We start from the raw sequence: 18287 nt of genomic DNA, 5'->3' as shown, positions 1-18287 counted from the left end.
TATTCATACTCGGCCGTGCGGTACAGTGAGGCATGCAAAAGAACCGCCCCGCTCTTGTCATCGTCCTCGCCAGCCTGACGGCACTGGCCGTCGCCATGGGCATAGGGCGCTTTGCCTTTACCCCCATGCTACCGCTGATGCAGGCCGACGCCGGACTGTCGCTCGCGCGCGGCAGCACGCTCGCCTTCGCCAATTACACCGGTTATCTGGTCGGCGCTCTGGTCGCGGCGCGCGCCACCTTCCGGCCCGAAGGCCTGCTGCGCGGCGGCCTGATTCTGGTCGTGGCCGCCACCGCGCTCATGGCTGCACCTCTGGACTACCCGGTCTGGCTGATCTTGCGCTTTGGCGCCGGCATCGCCAGCGCCTGGGTATTGGTCGCGACGGCTAGCATCAGCATGGCGCGGCTGGCCGAGCTCGAGCGTAGCGCCTTGGCGGGGATGAGCTTCGCCGGGGTCGGTGCGGGCATCTTCGTTGCCGGCCTGCTGTGCGCCGCCGTCGCCGCTTGCGGCGGTTCGTCACGCGAAGGATGGGGGGTGCTTGCGGCGGCGGCGGCGCTGGGCAGCGCTTTCGTCTGGCCGCGCCTGCGGGCGGGGACCACCGCCGTAGCGGAGACACGGCCGGCCGTCATGACGGCCTCTACCCGATCCGGACACGGCGGCTTGATCGTGTGTTATGGCCTGGCCGGATTCGGCTACAGTTTGCCCGCAACCTTCCTGCCGGCACAGGCACGCGCGCTGGTGGCCGACCCCGCCGTCTTCAGCTGGGTATGGCCCGTCTTCGGGCTCGCCGCTCTGATCTCGACGCTAGCGGGCAGCCTGCTGGAAGGGCATGTGCCGCGGCGCCGCCTGTGGGCCGGCGCGCAATGGGTCATGGCGGCAGGCGTACTGCTGCCGCAGTGGCGGCAGGGATTGGGCGCCTTGCTTGCTGCCGCCCTCTGCGTCGGCGGAACCTTCATGCTGCTTACCATGCTCGGTATGCAGGAGGCGCGCGCCGTCGCGGGCAGGCAGGCGCAAAACTTGATGGCGAGGATGACTGCAGCTTTCGCGTTCGGCCAGCTCTGCGGCCCCCTGCTGGTCGGGGCGGCGGCCGCGGCCGCCATGTCGCCTGCCCTCATCGCATGGCTGGCGGGACTCGGCCTGATGGCCGGAACGCTAGCGCTCCTCCGCCAACCGGGTGCCCCCACCTAGCGCCTGACACAGCACGGCGTGATTCGCAAACTGGTTGTAGCGCACTTTGAGCAAGGCGATTTCCGCACTGCGCCGGGTATCCTGCGCATCGAGCCAGCCCTTGAGGGCAACGTAGCCGTTGCGGTACTGCGCCTCGTACAAACGTTCCGACTTGCGCGCGGCCTCGAGCGAGGCCGACTGACGTTCGGCCTGTACCGCGTACTGTTGACGGGCCGACAACGCATTGTCGACGTCGACCAACGCCTGGTACAGGGTCTGGCGGAACGAAATGACCGCCTTGTCGTAATCGGCGCGTGCCACCTTGATATTCAGCGTCGTCTGCGTCCATTGCAGAAACGGCAGGGTCAGTTCCGCACTCAGGGTGCCGATGGGATCGCTCAATACTCGCGACAGCCCCGTGCTGCTGCCTCCGAGCGATCCGGTCAATGTCAGGTCGGGATAATAGCTGGCGCGAGTATAGTCGACCGTCGCCAGGGACTCGCGCAAGCGCAGCTCGGCCGCCTTGAGGTCGGGCCGGCGAGCCAGCAGACCGGCCGGCAGACCGGCATCGACCGCCGGCAAAGCCGAAGCCGGCAAGCTCTGCGGTTCGCGGTAGCTGGCCGTCTGCGGGCTGTCGTACAACAGGGCGATCGAATTGCGGGTCTCTACCCGGCTTTCCTCCAGCGTGCTCAGATCAGCCTCGAGTCCGGCCAGCGTCTGCTGCGCGCTGAAAACATCGATCGCGGAAACGCTGCCAGCCGCGTGTTTCGCCTCGGCGATCGCCAGAACCTTGCGCGTATAGTCGATACTCTGCCGCTGCAGCCCGATATAGTCGTTCAGATAGGCAAGTTTCCAGTACAGGGTGACCGCCGTGCCCACCAGCGACTGCGCGCTGCTTTCCAGATCCTGCTGCGTCGCCTTTGCCTCCCACTGCGCCACATCGTTGGCGCTGGACAGTTTGCCCCACAGATCGGCCTCGTAGCTCACGCTCACGCTCGCCGAAGACGAGCGCGTCGTCTGCGAGTCGCCGCGCAGATGATTGCTGCTGCTGGTCGTCACGCTGGCGGAAAGAGCGGGATAGCGGTTGTCGTCGCTGAGGCCGGCCTTGTACTGCGCGCGCCGAACCGTGATCGCCGCTTCCGCCAGATCGTTGTTGCGCGCGAGAATGTCGTCGACAAACGCGTTCAGCCCGGGATCGCCGAAAGCGCGCCACCATGGATCGCTCAGCCGCTCCGCCGCCCCGATGCGCGTCGCGCCGTGCGCCCACTGCGCGGGAATCTCGGTCGCGGGAGAAGAGTAAGGCGTCGCAAGCAGCGAACCGCAAGCGCTCAGTGCCAACAGTGGGAGCACTCGTAAAATAGCGGAATATAAAGCCATCACTCGTTCACCAAAGCTTCGATCGGGTTCAGGCGCGCGGCGTTGCGCGCCGGCAGATAGCCGAAAGTCACCCCTATCAGGGTGGAACAGACAAAAGCGGCGACAATCGACGTCGTCGAATAAATCATGCTGAAACCGCTGACAAAATGGGCGAACACGACGCCGACCAGCAGGGCCAGGCTGATGCCGAGGATGCCGCCGCACAGGCAGACCAGCACCGCCTCGATCAGGAACTGTTGCATGATATCGCTCTGCCGCGCGCCGACAGCCATGCGCACACCGATTTCACCCGTGCGCTCGGTCACTGACACCAGCATGATATTCATCACGCCGATGCCCCCGACGACCAGCGAAATCACGGCGATCAGCGACACCAGCAAGGTCAGCGTCGACGTGGTCTTCTCAATCGTCTGACGGATGCTGTCGGTGTTGAAGACGTAGAAATCGCGGGTGCCGTGCCGCTGCGTCATCAACTCGATGATGCCGCGTTCCGCATCCTGGCTCGCGACCGAATCGCTGACGCGGACGGTCACGCCCTTGAGGTAGGACTGACCGAGCATCCGGCTCATCGCCGTCGTGTAAGGCACCCAGACGTTGAGACTGCTGTTGTTGCCGAAGCCGCTGTCCTTTTTCTCGGCGACGCCGATGATGCGGCAAGGTACGGTTCCGAGCAGGATGACCGCGCCCACGGCATTCTCGCCGCCGGGGAACAGGCCTTTGCGAGTGTTATCGTCGATCACGACGTCCTGCGCCAGGCGCTTGACGCTCTCCGAGTCAAAGACCTGCCCTTGCGCCATTTCCAGACCGCGCACACGGAAATAGTGTTCGCCGACACCGTTGACGGTAGCCGAAACCGCGATCGAACGATAACGGGCGGTGACGCTGGTCGACACCGACGGCGTCACGCTGTCGACATAACTCTGCTGGGCTAGCGCATCGGCATCGGATGGGACCAGCGTGTGGATGGAAGACGACTTCATGTCCCCGAACTCCTTGCCGGGGAACACATCGATGGTGTTGGTGCCCATCGAACTGATGTCCTTGAGGATGCGCTGGGTCGATCCGTCGCCGAGCGCCACCACGGACACCACGGAAGCGATGCCGATGATGATGCCGAGCATGGTCAGAAAGGTGCGCAGCCGGTGGGAGAGCATCGCCGCGAGCGACATGCGCAAAGCTTCGCCGAAGCGGTCGCGCACGGCGAGCCAGCCGGCTTCGCGCTCGACCGGCGCCAGTGGCCGCGGCGCGGCGAGCGGACGATCGTCGCGCCGCCGGTCGGCGATGATCTCGCCATCGCTGATTTCGATGATGCGATCAGCATGCTCCGCCACTTTCATATCGTGGGTCACGAGGATGATCGTGTGGCCATCCGCATGCAACTCGGCCAGAATGGCCATCACTTCCTGCCCGCTCTTGCTGTCGAGAGCGCCGGTGGGCTCGTCGGCGAGAATCACCCGTCCGCCGTTCATCAACGCACGGGCGATACTGACGCGCTGCTGCTGCCCGCCCGACAACTGCCCCGGGCGATGATCTCCGCGCTCGCCCAGGCCAAGCCTCTCCAGCAGTTCGGTCGCACGGCGCCGCCGCGCCGACCGGTCCCGTCCGGCATAGATGGCCGGTATTTCGACATTGCCGCGGGCCGTCTGATCCGGCAGCAGATGGTAGCGCTGGAAAATGAAACCGAAATGCTCGCGCCGCAATTCCGCCAGTTCGTCGGGCTGCAGCTGTCCGGTTTCGCGCCCGGCGATGCGATAGCTGCCGCAGGATGGTTGATCCAGACAGCCGAGAATATTCATCAACGTCGACTTGCCAGAACCCGAAGCGCCGACAATCGCGACCATCTCGCCGGCATGCACGCTCAAGTCGATATCCTTGAGCACGGCTACGGTCGTCTCGCCCGCCGGAAATTCGCGGCGTACGCCACTCAACTCGATCAAGGGGGCTGTCATCGGCTTACATTCCTCCCGGTGGCGGGCCCGGGTGCGTCGACTCGGTGCTGGCCGTGGCCGCAGCCTGGCGAATGACCACGCGCTCCCCTTCTTGCAGGCCGTCGAGAATCTGCGCATTGACGTGATTATTGATGCCGATGCGTATCTGCCGCGCATGCACCGTACGGCCGTCCGCCCCGACCACCTGCACCGCATAGCGGCCGTCGCCCGCCCGCGGGCCGAGGGCAGAAGCCGGCACGATCAGCGCCGCGCGCGCCTTCGCGAGCACGATGTTGACCTGTGCCGTCATCGAGATGCGGAACTTGCCATCGGGGTTGGGGACCATCAGCAGGCCGTTGTAATAAATGGCCGTGCTCGACGAGGACGAAGAGGAGCTGCTCGACGACGTGGAGGAGGTCGAGCTCGACGACGAACTGAAGCTGTCTTCGCTCATGGCCTCCGGTCCGGGTTCGATCGCGCTCAGGCGCGTGTCGTAGCGGTGATCCGGCTCGCCCAGGATCGTGAAGTAGGCCTCCAGCCCCGGCTTGACGCGGGTGACGTCGGCCTCGGATATTTCCGCCTTGATCAATACGGTATCGAGCTGCGCCACCTTGACGATGGTCGGCGTCGACTGGGTCGCGTTCACCGTCTGCCCCTGCTTGGTGACGATGGCGACCACCGTGCCATCGATGGGGGAGGTGATGCGGGTGTGATTGAGGTCGACTTTGGCATTATCGACGGTGACTTGCGCCTCGCGGATCTGGGCGTCGAGGGCGGCGATGTCGGCCCGCGTCGACGCGAGCGTCGCTTCGGCCGATTCGTAGTCCGCGCGTGCCGCCGCATCCTGCGCAAGCAATGTCTGCTCGCGGGCGAAGGTCAGCTCGGCCTGATGCAGCGTCGCCTGTTTCGAACGCTTCTGCGCAAGCACGTTCTCCAGGGCGGCCTGGTCGGCACGCAGGCTGTTTTCCTGCGTCAGGGAATCGATCACGGCGACAAGCTGCCCTTTTTTCACGCGCTGTCCCAGTTGCACGTACAGCGACTTGACTTGACCCGACGCTTGCGAGCCGACGCTGACCTCGTCGATGCCCTGCAGGGTCCCGCTTGCCAGAACGGTGTCTTCGATATCCGCACGATGGACCGTTCCGGTCAGGAAATGCGGGCCATCGGGGGGAGTGAAATAGACTTTCTTGATCGCCACGGCGGCCACTGCCAGCAGCAGAATGATGAGCAGATAGCGCCGGGTATGAGCGCGAAACGTAGTCATGCGTATCCTGAACGTTGGTCACGGGAACGCCGCATCGCATGCCATAAAGCCGCGACGACAGGCGCCATGCAGCAACAATAGGCTCAAATGGTGGACGAAATGTGGAGAGAGCACCACTGGCGGAGGTAAATCGCGGCAGGGGATTCGCGTTTTCCGTCACAGGCAGGCAGAAAAACGCTAGCGCACCAGGGTGCCGGCGCCGCAGAACGCGGTGCCGGCACATCATGGATGCCCGGCCGCCGCCGGATCAGGCCCGATAACTGGCCGTCGTCATCAAACGCGCACTGAGCTTCATCAAGCCGCGCACCGGCAAAGGCAAGGGTGCAGCGCCATGCTCGTGCGCCATCGCGGCATGGCGCTGTTCGTCGTCGCGCATGCGCTCGACGATGGCACGGCTTTTACCGTCGCCCTCGGGGAGCGTTTTCAAGTGACCGTCGAGGTGGGCCGCCACCTGGTGCTCGGTCTCTTCCAGAAACCCCAGATTCCATTTGTCGCCGAGCAAGCCGGCACCGATGCCGATGGCCAGCGAGCCACCGTACCACAGGGGATTGAACACGCTGGGACGACCGCCCAGCTCGCGAATACGCCTTTCCGTCCATGCCAGATGTTCGACTTCTTCGAACGCGGCCTGCTTGAGCGCGTCGCGCGCGACGGGATCGCGCGCGGTCAAGGCCTGTCCCTGATAGAGGGCCTGGGCGCAGACTTCGCCGCAGTGATTGACACGCATCAGGCCAAGGGCATGGCGCGTGGCCGCTTCGTCCAGTTCCGGTTGCTCCATGTCCTGGTCGGGGTGCGGCCGGGCGCTGTGACTCGAAGCAAACAGGGTGCGCAACCCCTTGTCGAACTCGATGATCAACTGATCAAACATGGCGGAAACATCCCACTGAAATGACAATAATGCCGAGTATAGCGCGCCCCGCGCACGACGACCTCCCCTGCCATCGAACAGGAACGGCCACTGCGCTATAATGCGCGATGTCATTCGCACGTTTAAACGGCTTACCTGAAAGGATTGAATCCGATGAATCTCGACCGTATCTCCGCTGGCAAGGATATGCCCAACGACTTTAACGTCGTGATCGAAATCAGCGCCAACGGCGCACCGATCAAGTACGAATTCGACAAGGATTCGGGCGCCCTGTGCGTCGACCGCTTCATGGGTACCTCGATGTTCTACCCGGCCAACTACGGTTTCGTCCCGCAAACCCTGTCCGACGATGGCGATCCGGTCGACGTGCTGGTCGTCACCCCCTTCCCCCTGCCGCCCGGCGTATTGATCCGCTGCCGCGCGCTGGGCATGATCAAGATGGAAGACGAATCCGGCATCGACGCCAAGCTGATCGCCGTTCCGGTCGAAAAACTCTGTCCCATGTACAAGGCGATCCAGAAGCTGGAAGACCTGCCGGAATTGCTGCGCAACCAGATGGTGCATTTCTTCGAGCACTACAAGGATCTGGAAAAGGGCAAATGGGTCAAGATCCAGGGCTGGGGCACGCTGCAGGACGCTACTGTCGAGCTGAACGAAGGCATCAAGCGCGCGGCCGCCGCCAAGTAATCCACTGCGACCGGGCATTCGCTCCGGTCGCACGGCGCGCCGCGCATGCGGCGCGTTCTTTTCCGCCTCGAGCGCGTCACACAGCCCTGGTCGGCGCCATGCTACCATGCTGACTGAATCTTCTTCGCCATGAGAAACCACGACTGTGCCCACGCTACCGCTTTTGCCGATGGCTGCCTGAGAACCGCATGCATCCCGTCATGCTACAGGGCAAGGCCCCTTTTCTCGACCTCGTCGCGCGCCGCCTGGCGCAAGGCGGAATCGACGTCGCGCGCGTCGACTCGCCATGGCCGGAATGGAACGGCCTGGCGCTCGGCACGCTGCGCGTCGACCTGCAAGCGGCCGGAATGGAAAGGGCGCAGCGGCTCGGGCGATTGTGCCGCGGCGAAGGTCTGCTCTTCGCCGAGATTGCGGCACACTGGCAGCCCGTCGGCGAAGAATGGGGATTTGTCATGCAAGCCGGCGGCGACGAGCGAGCGCTCGCCGCGCTTGCCGCCATCGCCGACCCGCTCGCCCCCCTGCCCGGCGCCTGGCTACCCTGCGGTCCGCCCGGCGCCGCCGGGTTCACGGCACGGGTGTTCGATGTCCTGAGCCGTAGCGTCCAGCTCGCGCTGCAAACACAGTGCCCGATCTCCGGGCACGCCCCCGCTCCTCCCGACTGGCAAGCCGGCCTGCTCGGGCAAGCCGAACTCGCACGCATGGTTTTGCTGCTAGCGCAACACTATGTCGGCTATTACCCCACATCATCCGCACCGCACGCCGACGCCGGCGAAAAGCACTGGCCGGTGCCGGACGGCACGCATTATGCCCTCAACCTCGCGCGCTTTATCGATCTGACCCTTGGGCAAAGCGCCTCGTTGCGCGATCTGCTCCTCTCGCTACCCCCTTCCACCTGACCGCCTGCCGTTGACTCGTATTTTAAACATTGTCTAATAAGCAGGCAGCACTCTGCTGCGCCGACATGTTGAGGACAACGCCATGACGCTGGAACTCGGAATCATCGAAGGCTTGTATACCCAAACTCCATGGGACTGGGACGACAGAATGCACTTTGCGGACTTCTGCCATGACAAGGGGGCGGCCTACTACCTGTACGCCCCCAAGAGCGATATCTACTTGCGCGAGCACTGGCGCGAGAACTGGCCCGAACCGGTACTGGACTCGCTGCGCAAGTTCAGACACCGCTTGCGCGAGCGCGGCGTGGCTTTCGGCATCGGCTTCACGCCATATCAGGTCGAGCGGTTGGACACGGACACGCGGCAGGCGCTGAAGACACGGATGCAGCAGATCGACGACGCACTGGAGCCTGATCTGCTCAGCGTCGCCTTCGACGACTTCGCCAGCAAGCTGCCCGAGCTCGCACGGCGCCAGGTCGACATCGCCGAATACCTGGCCAGCGTATCGAATGCCAAGCGCTTCTTCCTGGTCGGCACCTACTATTCGAAAGATCCTTTGCTGGAGAGGACCTATGGCCCGATGCCGGCCGACTACTGGCATGACCTGGGCCGCATCGCGTCCTCTTTCGACATTTTCTGGACCGGCCAGCATGTGATCTCTCTCGGCCACGACCCGGACGAGATGGAAAGGATGGCCGGGCAGTTCGGCCGCCAACCGTATGTGTGGGACAACTGGCCGGTCAACGACCCGGCCTGGCTGCACAACCGGCTGCCCCTGTTCGCGATACCCGGACGACCGTGGCAATTGCAGGACAGTATCCGCGGCCTCGCCGCCAACCCGATGACGCAGCCGAACCTGTCGCTGATCCCCTTGTCGACCCTGTTCGACCTTTTCTCGCAGAAGCAGGATTATCAGCCGCGGCGTTCCTATCTGAAGGCATTGCGCGGACTGTGCGGAGAAGGGTTGGCGCAGGCCATAGACGACAACCTGCCGTATCTGGTCTACGAGGGCAGAGAAAGCTTCAGCGACTTCACCCGCAAGCGCCTGCTCAAGGAATTCGGCGCATTCACCCGAGAAAACGAGAAGCGCTACACCCGAGAAATCATCGCCTGGATCAATGCTCCGGCCTGAGAGCGATCGGCATGGGGGGCGGCCTTTAGGCCGCACCCTGCCACGCCACCCGGCATGTGGGTCCGCACCGGGCGGTTAGATAAGTTGAGGTAGCTGAGTCGGGGAGCCCCGGGTTGGTCAAAGCAGGCTATCGTCAGCATCGCGTTGATCGATGCTGACCCTGTGTCTCCGGTTTCATGTCGCGGGCCATCGGCTTCGTCGCAGATCGGATCGTCAGCGGCGTCACCGCTGGCTACGCCGACCCGCCCCGCTCGCGCAGGCATCTGACGCATTGCCTTTGACATCGACATGGCCTTCGACGCTCCTTCTCGTTTGCTCCTTCACCAGGTAGCCCCGACTGCTACGACCGCTGCTGACTTCATCGCTCCGGCAAAGCCGTCGCCCTTTCAGGCATCAGGCGAGATCTCCACAGGTAAGCACGCACTCCTTCACTGCACAACCGCCCGATCTACGCCACTTCGCCTTGATCGCGAGAGCTTCGCGGTTTCGTGCCCGCTTGCCCTGCTCGGCAGCGCCTCATATCCGATTTTTGTTCATCGGCTCACCGTTTATGCTCCACGCTTCCTCCCCGCACTGGGCCGCCCGCATGCCGTTGCGCTTCGCTTCGTTCGCTGTGATCAACTTGCGGCCGGACCTGCACCCGCGGGAGTGCGCCCTGCCGGGCGCACCACACAAAAAACCCCCGGGAGCCTGGCCCCGGGGGTTCTGGATGCGGGAAGTGCAATCAATCAGGCAGCGCTGGCGGGCGTCGCTTTCTTGGCACGCGAAACGGCAGCGGAAGCGGCCTTGGCGGAACTGGTCGCCGCTTCGACTCCGGCTTCGGCGATTTCGGCACTGACTTTCTTGGCGGTCTTGCTCACGCTTTCGAAAGCGGCGCTGGAAGAATTCACCAGGCTCTTGATGGCGGACACGGCAACGTCAGAACCCGCCGGCGCATTCTTGGCCAAACGATCCAGCGAGCTCAGCAGGGTCTTGTTGTTTTCGGAAACCTGTTCTTCAACAAAGGCGGCCAGTTCGTTCTGGGTCGCAACGGCAGCATCGTACAGATTGCGCGCAACGACGAAAGCCTGATCGATGCTCGGCTGAGCGAAACCGGACTGGAATTCGGCGAAAGCCTTCGGATCCTTCACATCGGCCAGCGACTTGAACACTTGAGCCTGATCGGCCAGCAGCTTGCGCGACAGTTCCAGCTGCAGATTGGCAAAGCGTTCGGCTCCCGTCAGAACGATGGAGGACAGGCGTACCGCCTTGTCGAATTGGGCCTGCCCGAGAGCAGAAATATCCTGTGTGTTGTAAGACATGTTCACTCCTGTATTGTGTGGGACAACTCGGCAACACGGTAAATCCTGCGGCTGAATGCTGCACCGCAACAATTACGACTCTACGCACTATTGCTGTGCGGGTCAACTGATTATTGCACTGCACAATGAAGTAAGCATCTATTTTATTTGGTTTTTTACCACACCATAATTTCATCGTCATTGCGGCAAATGACAATTTTCAATAATAGCAGGCCGCAGCGCAAGAGTCCCGTCGTCGTCGCCGCCGTCTACGCGCTGTCAACCGGCATAGAGGACAGGCAGGTGTTGTGCCTCGGTTACATTGAAAGGGTGTGCACAACACAGTACACTCGCACAATAGAATAAATCTATCTATAAAGTGCCAAGACAAAAATGAGCCAGACGGCCAACGCATTCGACATAAAATCCGCCAGCCTGGATGTGCTGGCGTTAATACTGAAAACCGCACGCCTTGATGAGCTGACTGCCGCGCTGGATGCGCGTTTCGGCACCTCCAATGGCGTTCAGGGCCTGGCTGAAGCTTTCGTGCTGGATCTGGAATCACTGCCGCGACCGGCAGAGCTGGATCTGGCCACGCTGCTGCCGCTACTTGAGAAGTATGGCATTCGTGCCCTCGGCCTGCGCCATCCCGACCATGCCCTGGCCACGCTGGCTGCCCGCCATGGCCTGGCCTACCACAACGGCGCGAACAGTGCGCGCGGAACGGTGACACAGGATGCGGCGCCTGCCGCCGCCCCGGCCCCCATGACGGAAGCCGCGGGGACGCTGATCGTGGAACGCCCTGTCCGCGCCGGGCAGCAGATTTACGCCCGCGGCAGCGACCTGGTGGTGCTGGCCATGGTCAGCGCCGGAGCCGAAGTCATCGCGGACGGCAATATCCATGTCTACGCCCCTTTGCGCGGTCGGGCATTGGCGGGCGCGCGGGGCAATACGGGCGCACGGATATTCGTACGCTCCATGGAGGCCGAGCTGGTTTCCATCGCCGGCGTCTACCGGACGCTGGAGCAGGCCCTGCCCGACAGTATCAAAGGGAAACCAACACAGGTCTTTCTGGAAAATGAGCGCCTGGTGATGCAGGCGCTCGGGGAATGACGCTTAATTCAATACAAGCAAGGAATGACACGTGGCAAAAATCATCGTCGTGACCTCCGGCAAGGGAGGCGTGGGCAAGACCACGACCAGCGCCAGCTTTGCCTCGGGCCTGGCACTCAGCGGCCACAAGACAGCCGTTATCGACTTCGACGTGGGTTTGCGTAACCTGGATCTGATCATGGGTTGCGAGCGTCGCGTCGTCTACGATCTGATAAACGTCGTGAACAAGGAAGCAACCCTGAATCAGGCGCTGATCAAGGACAAGAACTGCGACAATCTCTATGTTCTTCCTGCATCGCAAACCCGGGACAAGGATGCGCTGACCGAAGACGGCGTCGAGCAGGTACTCAAGGAACTCGACGAGATGGGCTTCGAATTCATCGTCTGCGACTCGCCGGCCGGTATCGAGAAGGGCGCCCTGATGGCGCTCTACTTCGCCGACGAAGCGCTGATCGTCACCAACCCCGAAGTCTCTTCGGTACGCGACTCCGACCGCATTCTCGGCATACTGTCCGCCAAGTCGCGCCGTGCACTGGAAGGCCGCGAACCGGTCAAGGAACACCTGCTGCTAACCCGCTACGCACCGCAACGCGTGGACAAGGGCGAAATGCTGTCGGTAGAAGACGTCAAGGAAATCCTGCGCGTCCCGCTCATCGGCGTCATTCCCGAGTCCCAGGCCGTGCTGCAAGCATCCAATGCCGGGACACCGGCGATCCATCTAAAGGGAACCGACGTTGCCGAAGCCTACTCGGATGTAGTAGCGCGATTCCTCGGCAATGATCGCCCGATGCGCTTCCTCGATGCGCCCAAAGTGGGTCTGCTCAAGCGCCTGTTTGGGAGTTGAACATGTCCTTGATCGAAATGATCTTCGGAAAACGGCAGAAGACCGCCGCCATCGCCCGGGAAAGACTGCAGATCATCCTGGCGCATGAACGCGGAGGCAAGACCGGCACGCCGGACTACCTCCCGGCGTTGCAGCGCGAGCTGGTCGAAGTCATCTCGAAATACGTATCGGTCAATCAGGACGATATCAAAGTGCAACTCGAGCGCCAGGACAATTACGAAGTCCTGGAGGTGAATATCGTCTTGCCGGAAAATAACCAGCGCTGACCCACCCATGACGCTAACCGAACTGCGCTATATCGTAGCAGTGGCGCGCGAACGGCATTTCGGCCGTGCCGCGCAGAGCTGCTTTGTCAGCCAACCCACCCTGTCCATCGCCATCAAAAAGCTCGAGGACGAGCTGGGTATCGCCCTGTTCGAGCGGGGAGGGCAGGAAATCGCCGTCACTGAAATCGGAGAACGCGTCGTAGAACAGGCGCAGCGGGTTCTGGAAGAAGCCGATACCATCAAGCGACTGGCTGGAGAGCACCAGAACGAGCTGGTGGGTCCGCTCAAGCTAGGGGTCATTTTTACCATCGGCCCCTATTTGCTGCCCAAGCTGATCCCGGCGCTGCGCGAGCTGGCGCCCGACATGCCGCTGTTCATCGAAGAAAACTACACCGCGCGTTTGTCCGAGATGCTCAAGCGCGGCGAAGTCGACGCCATCATCGTGGCCGATCCTTTCGACGAAGCCGGCACCATGGCCTGGCCTCTGTACGACGAGCCTTTCGTCGTCGCGACGCCCAAGGGGCATCCATGGGAAAGCCTGTCGCAGGTCAATCCCTCGCAACTCGCCGAACAGAGCGTGTTGTTGCTCACGCAAGGCAACTGTTTCCGCGACCAGGTGCTGCAGGCCTGCAGCGATCTCTCCAGCCGGCAGAACAGCAGCGGCGGGCTGGCCAGCACCCTGCAGGGCAGTTCGCTCAACACGATCCGCCACATGGTCGCCAGCGGCATGGGCATCACCGTCATGCCGGCCACCTCGGTCAGCAGTGCCGATGCGCCGCTGCTCACGGTGCGCCCGTTCACCGCACCGGTGCCCAATCGGCGCGTGTTGCTGGTGACACGTAAGCAATTTTTCCGGCGCAAGGCCATCGACACCCTGCAGCAAGCCGTTTTCCAGTCCGGCCTTCCCGGTGTCGACATGCTGGAAGACGAAGCCATGCAGGCCTGAGCGCACACCATGTCCGACACACGCGGCCCATCCCGCCCAACGCCCCACATCGACCTCAGAGGCGCCATGGAAGCGTTTTTTCACGCTTACATGGCTTTCACCGACCGGCCCGACGAAATTCTGGCCCGCCGGGGGCTCGCACGCGTCCATCACCGCATCCTGTTTTTTGTGGCCCATTACCCGGGGCTGAGCGTGAAGGACTTGCTCAAGGCGCTTGGCGTGACCAAACAAGCCATCAATATCCCCTTGCGCCAGTTGGTGCAGATGGGCCTTGTCGTGGCCGACGTCGCGAGTCATGACAAACGCGTCAAGCAATTGCAGCTCACGCCAGAAGGAAAGAAACTGGAAGAACTGCTGCACAAGGAACAGGCGCGACTGCTCGAACGCGCCTTCAACGAAGCGGAAGCGACGGCCGTCAACGGCTGGCTGCAAGTCAATCAGTTGATGTCGGGCTGCGGCCCGGAAGCCCCACCTGCCAGCGACGACGCTTCCCGCTGAGTCGGCCTGCACGGCCTTGCCAACCGTGCGAACGCCGTACAGGCACGTAAAAATTCCGGTTTCACGTCTTCAGTCCCGGGGACAAATGCGTACCGGGCAAGCTGATGTCAGTCTTTGCCGCGACCTCTTTACCTCTATTCATACCCCCTGTAGTCTTCTTTACTTATAACATAGTATTTAAAATAAACTGCACGAGGATGGCCGATCGTTTCCATTGCAACCACCAGGAGAATGCAATGCCACACCGCCCACCCCGGAACAAAGTCCTGCTGTGCAGCCTTGTTGCCATCCTGCTGCCATGCGGCACCGTCCTCGCCGCCGCTCAAGCAGGCATCCCGCGCGACTTGAGCAGTGCCGAAGCCATAGACCCGGCAACGGGGAAAAAACTGCGCTACCGGGTGCGCGACGACGACGCCATCGTTCAGGACATGATCGTCGGCAGGCATAGTGAACTGCAAGAGCACGGGTTCGCCCCGTTCAAAATACAGCGCGCCAACAATGAAACGGACGATCAACGCGGGCGGCGAAACAAGCGGGCCGCCGCAGTCAAGGCAAGCTATATACGGCTGTGGCCCAACAACACGGTCTACTATTCACTGCGGCGAGCCGACCAGGACACTCGCACCGCCTTCGCCGCCGCCGTACAGGATATTGAAAGCCACACCGCGGTCCGTTTCGTCGAGCGCAGCACCCAGCCAGGCTATATCGACGTACGCACCCTGCCCGACGACGGCAGCCATTGCGGCTTGTCCAGTCTCGGCTATACCGGCGGCCCGCAACCGATGGAGATACGCTGCCCGGCTCAACATACCCTTATCCACGAGATCATGCATGCACTCGGCTTCGGCCACGAACATCAGCGCCCAGACCGCGGCAGCTATCTCGCTCTCGACGCGGCCTATGATTCCGTCGACGGCATGGATATCGATACGCGGCTGGATACGCGTTTTCCCTATGACTTAGAATCCGTCACCCACTACAATCTGCCCGGCCTGAGTCCGCTCGACCCGCGGCAGCGTATCCTCAGCCATGATTTCCTGTCGGCTGGCGACATCCGGTCCATCAACGCGTTTTACCCGGGACCGCCTCCCGCCATCACCGGACGGCCAGACGGCACGCCGCAGCCGCGTCCCGATCGGCGGCAGCCCGCGCGCCGGACGGCGCGCTTCGACCTGCCATCGCTGGCGCTGGAGCGCAACCGCAGCGCCCTCGTCCATATCCTCGACGCCGGACCTGGCTTCGATGCGAGCATGCAGATTCCCACGGGATTCAAGGTTGAAGTGCTGCCCGGAAGCACGGCGGCCCCGACCTTGCGGATCACGGCCCTGGCCGGCAGCCCCGGTCATGCCACACTGAAGCTGGATCTCAGACATGTCGACGACACAAGCGAGACCCTGACTCTGGCCATCAGCGTGAATACCCGTGGCGCCATTGCCCCTTCCCCCACCGTCCCCGCGACCATCCGGGCATCGACGCCACCGGCTGCCGTTCGTCCCGGCACGCTCGGCAGTCGCGCGCTGACGATAGACGAGGACGGCGTCGGCCACATCGCCTTCTATGGCGGCAGTCGCACCCTGCGCGGCCTTGAGTCGAGACCGCACGCCGCGCTCGAAGTCGACATCCAGCAAAGGCCGTACAACGAACGCAATCTGGTGATCACCCCCAAGCGCCATTTCCGCGGAGAGGCCCGGCTCGCGCTGCGCGCGCGCTATAGCGACGGCAGCGAGCAGCAGCTGGAGTTGCCGGTCCGTGTCGTCGCCCGCGCCGCCGAACGCAGAACCCGGCACCAGTTGGTGGCACGCGCCAACGGTCTGTGCCTGGAGGCAATGGATGATGGCCACAGCGCGTTCCCGGGCAATGGCAACCGCACCCTGCGGTTGCAGGCCTGCCGCCCGGCGAGCGAGCAGGACTGGATCCGGCTCGGCAGTGGCGAAATAGTCAACACCGCCTATCCCGGACTCTGCCTGGGCAAATCCGGCCCCGATCGCAGCTTTGCCGTGCTGCAGCCTTGCCGCAACACGGTCGACCAGCTATGGCAGTACAACGCGCAGCGACAATTGATCAATACGGGAAATAGCGCCCTCGGGCTGCACTACGATCGCCATGACGCCGTGCGCGCCGAAACACTGGCAGGAGAACAGGAACCGGCGCGTCATCAGTGGGACTGGCGCTGAGAGGACGGAGATGCGCCGGGCTGGCGCCCGGTGCCGGAAAAGGGACTGGGCGCTAGCCAATCCGCTGGTAGACGACCTCCAGCACCTCGATGTCCTCGTCTCCATCCGGGCCACGGAACAGGATGCTGTCACCCTCGCGCGCCTTCAGCAGCGTACGCGCGATCGGAGAAATCCAGCTGATATGCCCGCGTGCCACGTCGATTTCGTCGACGCCGACGATGGACAGCCGCTGTTCCCTGCCGTCGCCACGCAAAATCACGACCGTGGCGGCAAAAAAAACCTGGTCGGTACTCTCGCGCGCTTCGGGATCCACCACCTCCGCGATCTCCAACCGCTTGGTCAGAAAGCGGATACGACGGTCGATCTCGCGCAGCCGGCGCTTGCCGTAGATGTAGTCGCCATTTTCCGAGCGGTCGCCATTGCTCGCCGCCCAGTTTACGATCTGCACGACTTCCGGGCGCTCGCGATGAACCAGATGGTAGAGCTCGTCCTTCAGCCGTTGCCAGCCAAGCGGCGTGATGTAGTTTTTAGTGGAGGGAGGCAATCTGCGCTCAATGGGCAGATCGTCTTCGGGATCGTCGTTTTCTCGGGTAAAAGCTTTGTTCATCGCTGTGAAAAAGCCCGCCAGCGGCGGGCTCCCTTCCTCGAACCTTATTTCTTGACGCTGCCGGTCACGGTCAGGTTTGACCATTTCATTACCGCGGCGACTTCCAGCTCGTTAAGCTCGTAGAAATGACCACGCTTCAGACGCGGCGGCAGACCGATATTGCCGAACCGCACCCGCATCAGGCGGCTGACCTGAAGATCGTAGTGGTCGAACAAGCGGCGCACTTCACGGTTACGGCCTTCCTTGATCACGACACGATACCAGTGGTTGGCGCCTTCCCCCCCCTGATCGATGATACGTTCGAAGCGTGCCGGCCCGTCTTCCAGTTCGACGTCGCGGCACAGCTCCTTGCGCTGCTCATCGGTCAGTTCGCCCAGCACCCTGACCGCATACTCACGTTCAACCTCGAAGCTGGGGTGCATCAGACGATTGGCCAATTCGCCGCTCGTGGTCACAATCAGCAAACCGCTGGTATTCACGTCGAGACGGCCGATCGCGATCCAGCGGCTGCTCTTGGCCTGCGGCAGCCGATCGAATATCGTCACTCGACCTTGTGGATCGTCGCGGGTGACCATCTCGCCTTCCTGCTTATGATACAGGATCACGCGCGGCAGACGGTCAGGCCACTTGAGTTTGATCTGATGGCCTTTGACCATCACGCGATCGCGCGGACCGACGCGATCGCCGAGGGTTGCAACCTGCCCGTTGACGGTGATCAGGCCGGCTTCAATCCATTCTTCCATCTCGCGCCGAGATCCGACGCCGGATTGCGACAAGGCCTTCTGCAACCGGGTAGGCTCGATCACATCCCAATCGACGCGCGTCTCGCGCAGGCGCTTGGCCTTGTCCATCAGTTTCTGATTAGGATCGCGCAAGGACATTTTCTTGGCGCGCGCCACCTTGGGAGCAAACTTGCCACGGGCCAGACCGGCGACATGCGCGGCCTGGGCGCTGCGGACATAGGATGGCTGGCGTTCGTCACGCTCAGCCTGCTGGCGCTCGTCGCGATTGAACGGAACGCGGTCGGCGGCGACGCCCGGCTGGCGCTCATCGCGCTGGAAAGGCTGACGCACGTCGCGGTTGAACGCTTTGCGATCGTCGCGAGTCGATGTACCGGTGCCAGGCTGACGCTCGTCCTGGCCTTCCCTTTTTTTCACATCGCGGTTGAACGGTTTTCTCGCATCGCGGTTGCCCGGCTGCGCATCGCGGTTGAACGGCTGGCGTTCGTCGCGGTTGAACGG

The 18287-nt window shown here is 62.7% G+C and carries 17 protein-coding genes; 10 read left to right on the top strand and 7 right to left on the bottom strand.

Annotated features, from left to right (window positions below):
• Nucleotides 1-32: 32 nt before the first annotated feature.
• Nucleotides 33-1187 carry a YbfB/YjiJ family MFS transporter gene (locus G520_RS0119115; protein WP_028537059.1) on the top strand — a complete coding sequence of 385 codons (1155 nt, stop codon included), beginning with the start codon at nucleotides 33-35 and terminating at the stop codon, nucleotides 1185-1187.
• Here the strand turns inward: G520_RS0119115 and G520_RS0119110 are convergent.
• The 4 genes from G520_RS0119110 to coq7 form a co-directional block, all read right to left on the bottom strand.
• Nucleotides 1152-2504: an efflux transporter outer membrane subunit gene (locus tag G520_RS0119110; protein ID WP_246542680.1), complete on the bottom strand. Its 1353-nt coding sequence runs from the start codon at nucleotides 2502-2504 to the stop codon at nucleotides 1152-1154. The two genes, G520_RS0119115 and G520_RS0119110, sit on opposite strands and share 36 nt — an antisense overlap.
• 38 nt (nucleotides 2505-2542) lie before the next feature.
• Nucleotides 2543-4492, bottom strand: a complete 1950-nt coding sequence (locus G520_RS0119105; RefSeq protein WP_028537057.1) for a MacB family efflux pump subunit — start codon at nucleotides 4490-4492, stop codon at nucleotides 2543-2545.
• A gap of 4 nt (nucleotides 4493-4496) precedes the next feature.
• Nucleotides 4497-5735, bottom strand: a complete 1239-nt coding sequence (locus G520_RS23490) for an efflux RND transporter periplasmic adaptor subunit (protein ID WP_036666596.1) — start codon at nucleotides 5733-5735, stop codon at nucleotides 4497-4499.
• Nucleotides 5736-5982: 247 nt separating this feature from the next.
• Nucleotides 5983-6603 (bottom strand): 2-polyprenyl-3-methyl-6-methoxy-1,4-benzoquinone monooxygenase, encoded by a 621-nt coding sequence (gene coq7 / locus G520_RS0119095; RefSeq protein WP_028537056.1) that lies wholly within the window; start codon nucleotides 6601-6603, stop codon nucleotides 5983-5985.
• A gap of 153 nt (nucleotides 6604-6756) precedes the next feature.
• Between coq7 and ppa the strand changes: the two genes are divergently transcribed.
• The 3 genes from ppa to G520_RS0119080 all read left to right on the top strand — a co-directional run bounded on the left by ppa (nucleotide 6757) and on the right by G520_RS0119080 (nucleotide 9318).
• Entirely contained in the window at nucleotides 6757-7290 is a 534-nt protein-coding gene (gene ppa, locus G520_RS0119090) for an inorganic diphosphatase (RefSeq protein WP_028537055.1), read from the top strand.
• Nucleotides 7291-7478: 188 nt separating this feature from the next.
• Entirely contained in the window at nucleotides 7479-8186 is a 708-nt protein-coding gene (locus G520_RS0119085) for a hypothetical protein (protein WP_028537054.1), read from the top strand.
• An 82-nt stretch (nucleotides 8187-8268) separates the two neighbouring features.
• Nucleotides 8269-9318 carry a beta-N-acetylglucosaminidase domain-containing protein gene (locus G520_RS0119080; protein ID WP_028537053.1) on the top strand — a complete coding sequence of 350 codons (1050 nt, stop codon included), beginning with the start codon at nucleotides 8269-8271 and terminating at the stop codon, nucleotides 9316-9318.
• A gap of 728 nt (nucleotides 9319-10046) precedes the next feature.
• On the opposite strand, the gene G520_RS0119075 is transcribed toward G520_RS0119080, so the two are convergent.
• Nucleotides 10047-10619, bottom strand: coding sequence for a phasin family protein (locus tag G520_RS0119075; RefSeq protein WP_028537052.1), 573 nt, complete (start codon nucleotides 10617-10619; stop codon nucleotides 10047-10049).
• A gap of 372 nt (nucleotides 10620-10991) precedes the next feature.
• On the opposite strand from G520_RS0119075, the gene minC reads away from it, so the two are divergent.
• From minC to G520_RS24135, 6 genes are all read left to right on the top strand, one after another.
• Entirely contained in the window at nucleotides 10992-11711 is a 720-nt protein-coding gene (gene minC / locus G520_RS0119070; RefSeq protein ID WP_028537051.1) for a septum site-determining protein MinC, read from the top strand.
• 31 nt (nucleotides 11712-11742) lie between these two features.
• Nucleotides 11743-12555: a septum site-determining protein MinD gene (minD, locus tag G520_RS0119065; protein ID WP_028537050.1), complete on the top strand. Its 813-nt coding sequence runs from the start codon at nucleotides 11743-11745 to the stop codon at nucleotides 12553-12555.
• A gap of 2 nt (nucleotides 12556-12557) precedes the next feature.
• On the top strand, nucleotides 12558-12821 hold the full coding sequence (minE, locus tag G520_RS0119060; RefSeq protein ID WP_028537049.1) for a cell division topological specificity factor MinE: 264 nt from the start codon (nucleotides 12558-12560) through the stop codon (nucleotides 12819-12821).
• 7 nt (nucleotides 12822-12828) lie between these two features.
• Nucleotides 12829-13767 (top strand): LysR substrate-binding domain-containing protein, encoded by a 939-nt coding sequence (locus tag G520_RS0119055; RefSeq protein ID WP_028537048.1) that lies wholly within the window; start codon nucleotides 12829-12831, stop codon nucleotides 13765-13767.
• A gap of 66 nt (nucleotides 13768-13833) precedes the next feature.
• Nucleotides 13834-14265 carry a MarR family winged helix-turn-helix transcriptional regulator gene (locus G520_RS23485; RefSeq protein ID WP_156877018.1) on the top strand — a complete coding sequence of 144 codons (432 nt, stop codon included), beginning with the start codon at nucleotides 13834-13836 and terminating at the stop codon, nucleotides 14263-14265.
• Nucleotides 14266-14501: 236 nt separating this feature from the next.
• Entirely contained in the window at nucleotides 14502-16439 is a 1938-nt protein-coding gene (locus tag G520_RS24135; protein WP_028537047.1) for a M12 family metallopeptidase, read from the top strand.
• A gap of 52 nt (nucleotides 16440-16491) precedes the next feature.
• Here the strand turns inward: G520_RS24135 and greB are convergent, their stop codons facing one another.
• Both greB and rluB read right to left on the bottom strand, forming a co-directional pair.
• Nucleotides 16492-17046 carry a transcription elongation factor GreB gene (gene greB, locus G520_RS0119040; RefSeq protein WP_028537046.1) on the bottom strand — a complete coding sequence of 185 codons (555 nt, stop codon included), beginning with the start codon at nucleotides 17044-17046 and terminating at the stop codon, nucleotides 16492-16494.
• Between the two features lie 44 nt (nucleotides 17047-17090).
• Nucleotides 17091-18203 carry a 23S rRNA pseudouridine(2605) synthase RluB gene (rluB, locus tag G520_RS0119035; RefSeq protein ID WP_246542793.1) on the bottom strand — a complete coding sequence of 371 codons (1113 nt, stop codon included), beginning with the start codon at nucleotides 18201-18203 and terminating at the stop codon, nucleotides 17091-17093.
• Nucleotides 18204-18287: the final 84 nt, after the last annotated feature.

The organism is Paludibacterium yongneupense DSM 18731 (assembly GCF_000422925.1).
GTDB classification, from domain to species: Bacteria; Pseudomonadota; Gammaproteobacteria; order Burkholderiales; family Chromobacteriaceae; genus Paludibacterium; species Paludibacterium yongneupense.
The sequence above is the reverse complement of the archived record's forward strand: the minus strand, read 5'-3'. Positions and strand labels throughout refer to the sequence as shown.

Bases quoted from the DNA above. Each gene is read 5' to 3' on its own strand.
- G520_RS0119115 (WP_028537059.1), top strand. From the start codon at position 33: ATGCAAAAGAACCGCCCCGCTCTTGTCATCGTCCTCGCCAGCCTGACG.
- G520_RS0119105 (WP_028537057.1), bottom strand. From the start codon at position 4,492: ATGACAGCCCCCTTGATCGAGTTGAGTGGCGTACGCCGCGAATTTCCG.
- G520_RS23490 (WP_036666596.1), bottom strand. From the start codon at position 5,735: ATGACTACGTTTCGCGCTCATACCCGGCGCTATCTGCTCATCATTCTG.
- coq7 (WP_028537056.1), bottom strand. From the start codon at position 6,603: ATGTTTGATCAGTTGATCATCGAGTTCGACAAGGGGTTGCGCACCCTG.
- ppa (WP_028537055.1), top strand. From the start codon at position 6,757: ATGAATCTCGACCGTATCTCCGCTGGCAAGGATATGCCCAACGACTTT.
- G520_RS0119085 (WP_028537054.1), top strand. From the start codon at position 7,479: ATGCATCCCGTCATGCTACAGGGCAAGGCCCCTTTTCTCGACCTCGTC.
- G520_RS0119080 (WP_028537053.1), top strand. From the start codon at position 8,269: ATGACGCTGGAACTCGGAATCATCGAAGGCTTGTATACCCAAACTCCA.
- G520_RS0119075 (WP_028537052.1), bottom strand. From the start codon at position 10,619: ATGTCTTACAACACACAGGATATTTCTGCTCTCGGGCAGGCCCAATTC.
- minC (WP_028537051.1), top strand. From the start codon at position 10,992: ATGAGCCAGACGGCCAACGCATTCGACATAAAATCCGCCAGCCTGGAT.
- minE (WP_028537049.1), top strand. From the start codon at position 12,558: ATGTCCTTGATCGAAATGATCTTCGGAAAACGGCAGAAGACCGCCGCC.
- G520_RS0119055 (WP_028537048.1), top strand. From the start codon at position 12,829: ATGACGCTAACCGAACTGCGCTATATCGTAGCAGTGGCGCGCGAACGG.
- G520_RS23485 (WP_156877018.1), top strand. From the start codon at position 13,834: ATGGAAGCGTTTTTTCACGCTTACATGGCTTTCACCGACCGGCCCGAC.
- G520_RS24135 (WP_028537047.1), top strand. From the start codon at position 14,502: ATGCCACACCGCCCACCCCGGAACAAAGTCCTGCTGTGCAGCCTTGTT.
- greB (WP_028537046.1), bottom strand. From the start codon at position 17,046: ATGAACAAAGCTTTTACCCGAGAAAACGACGATCCCGAAGACGATCTG.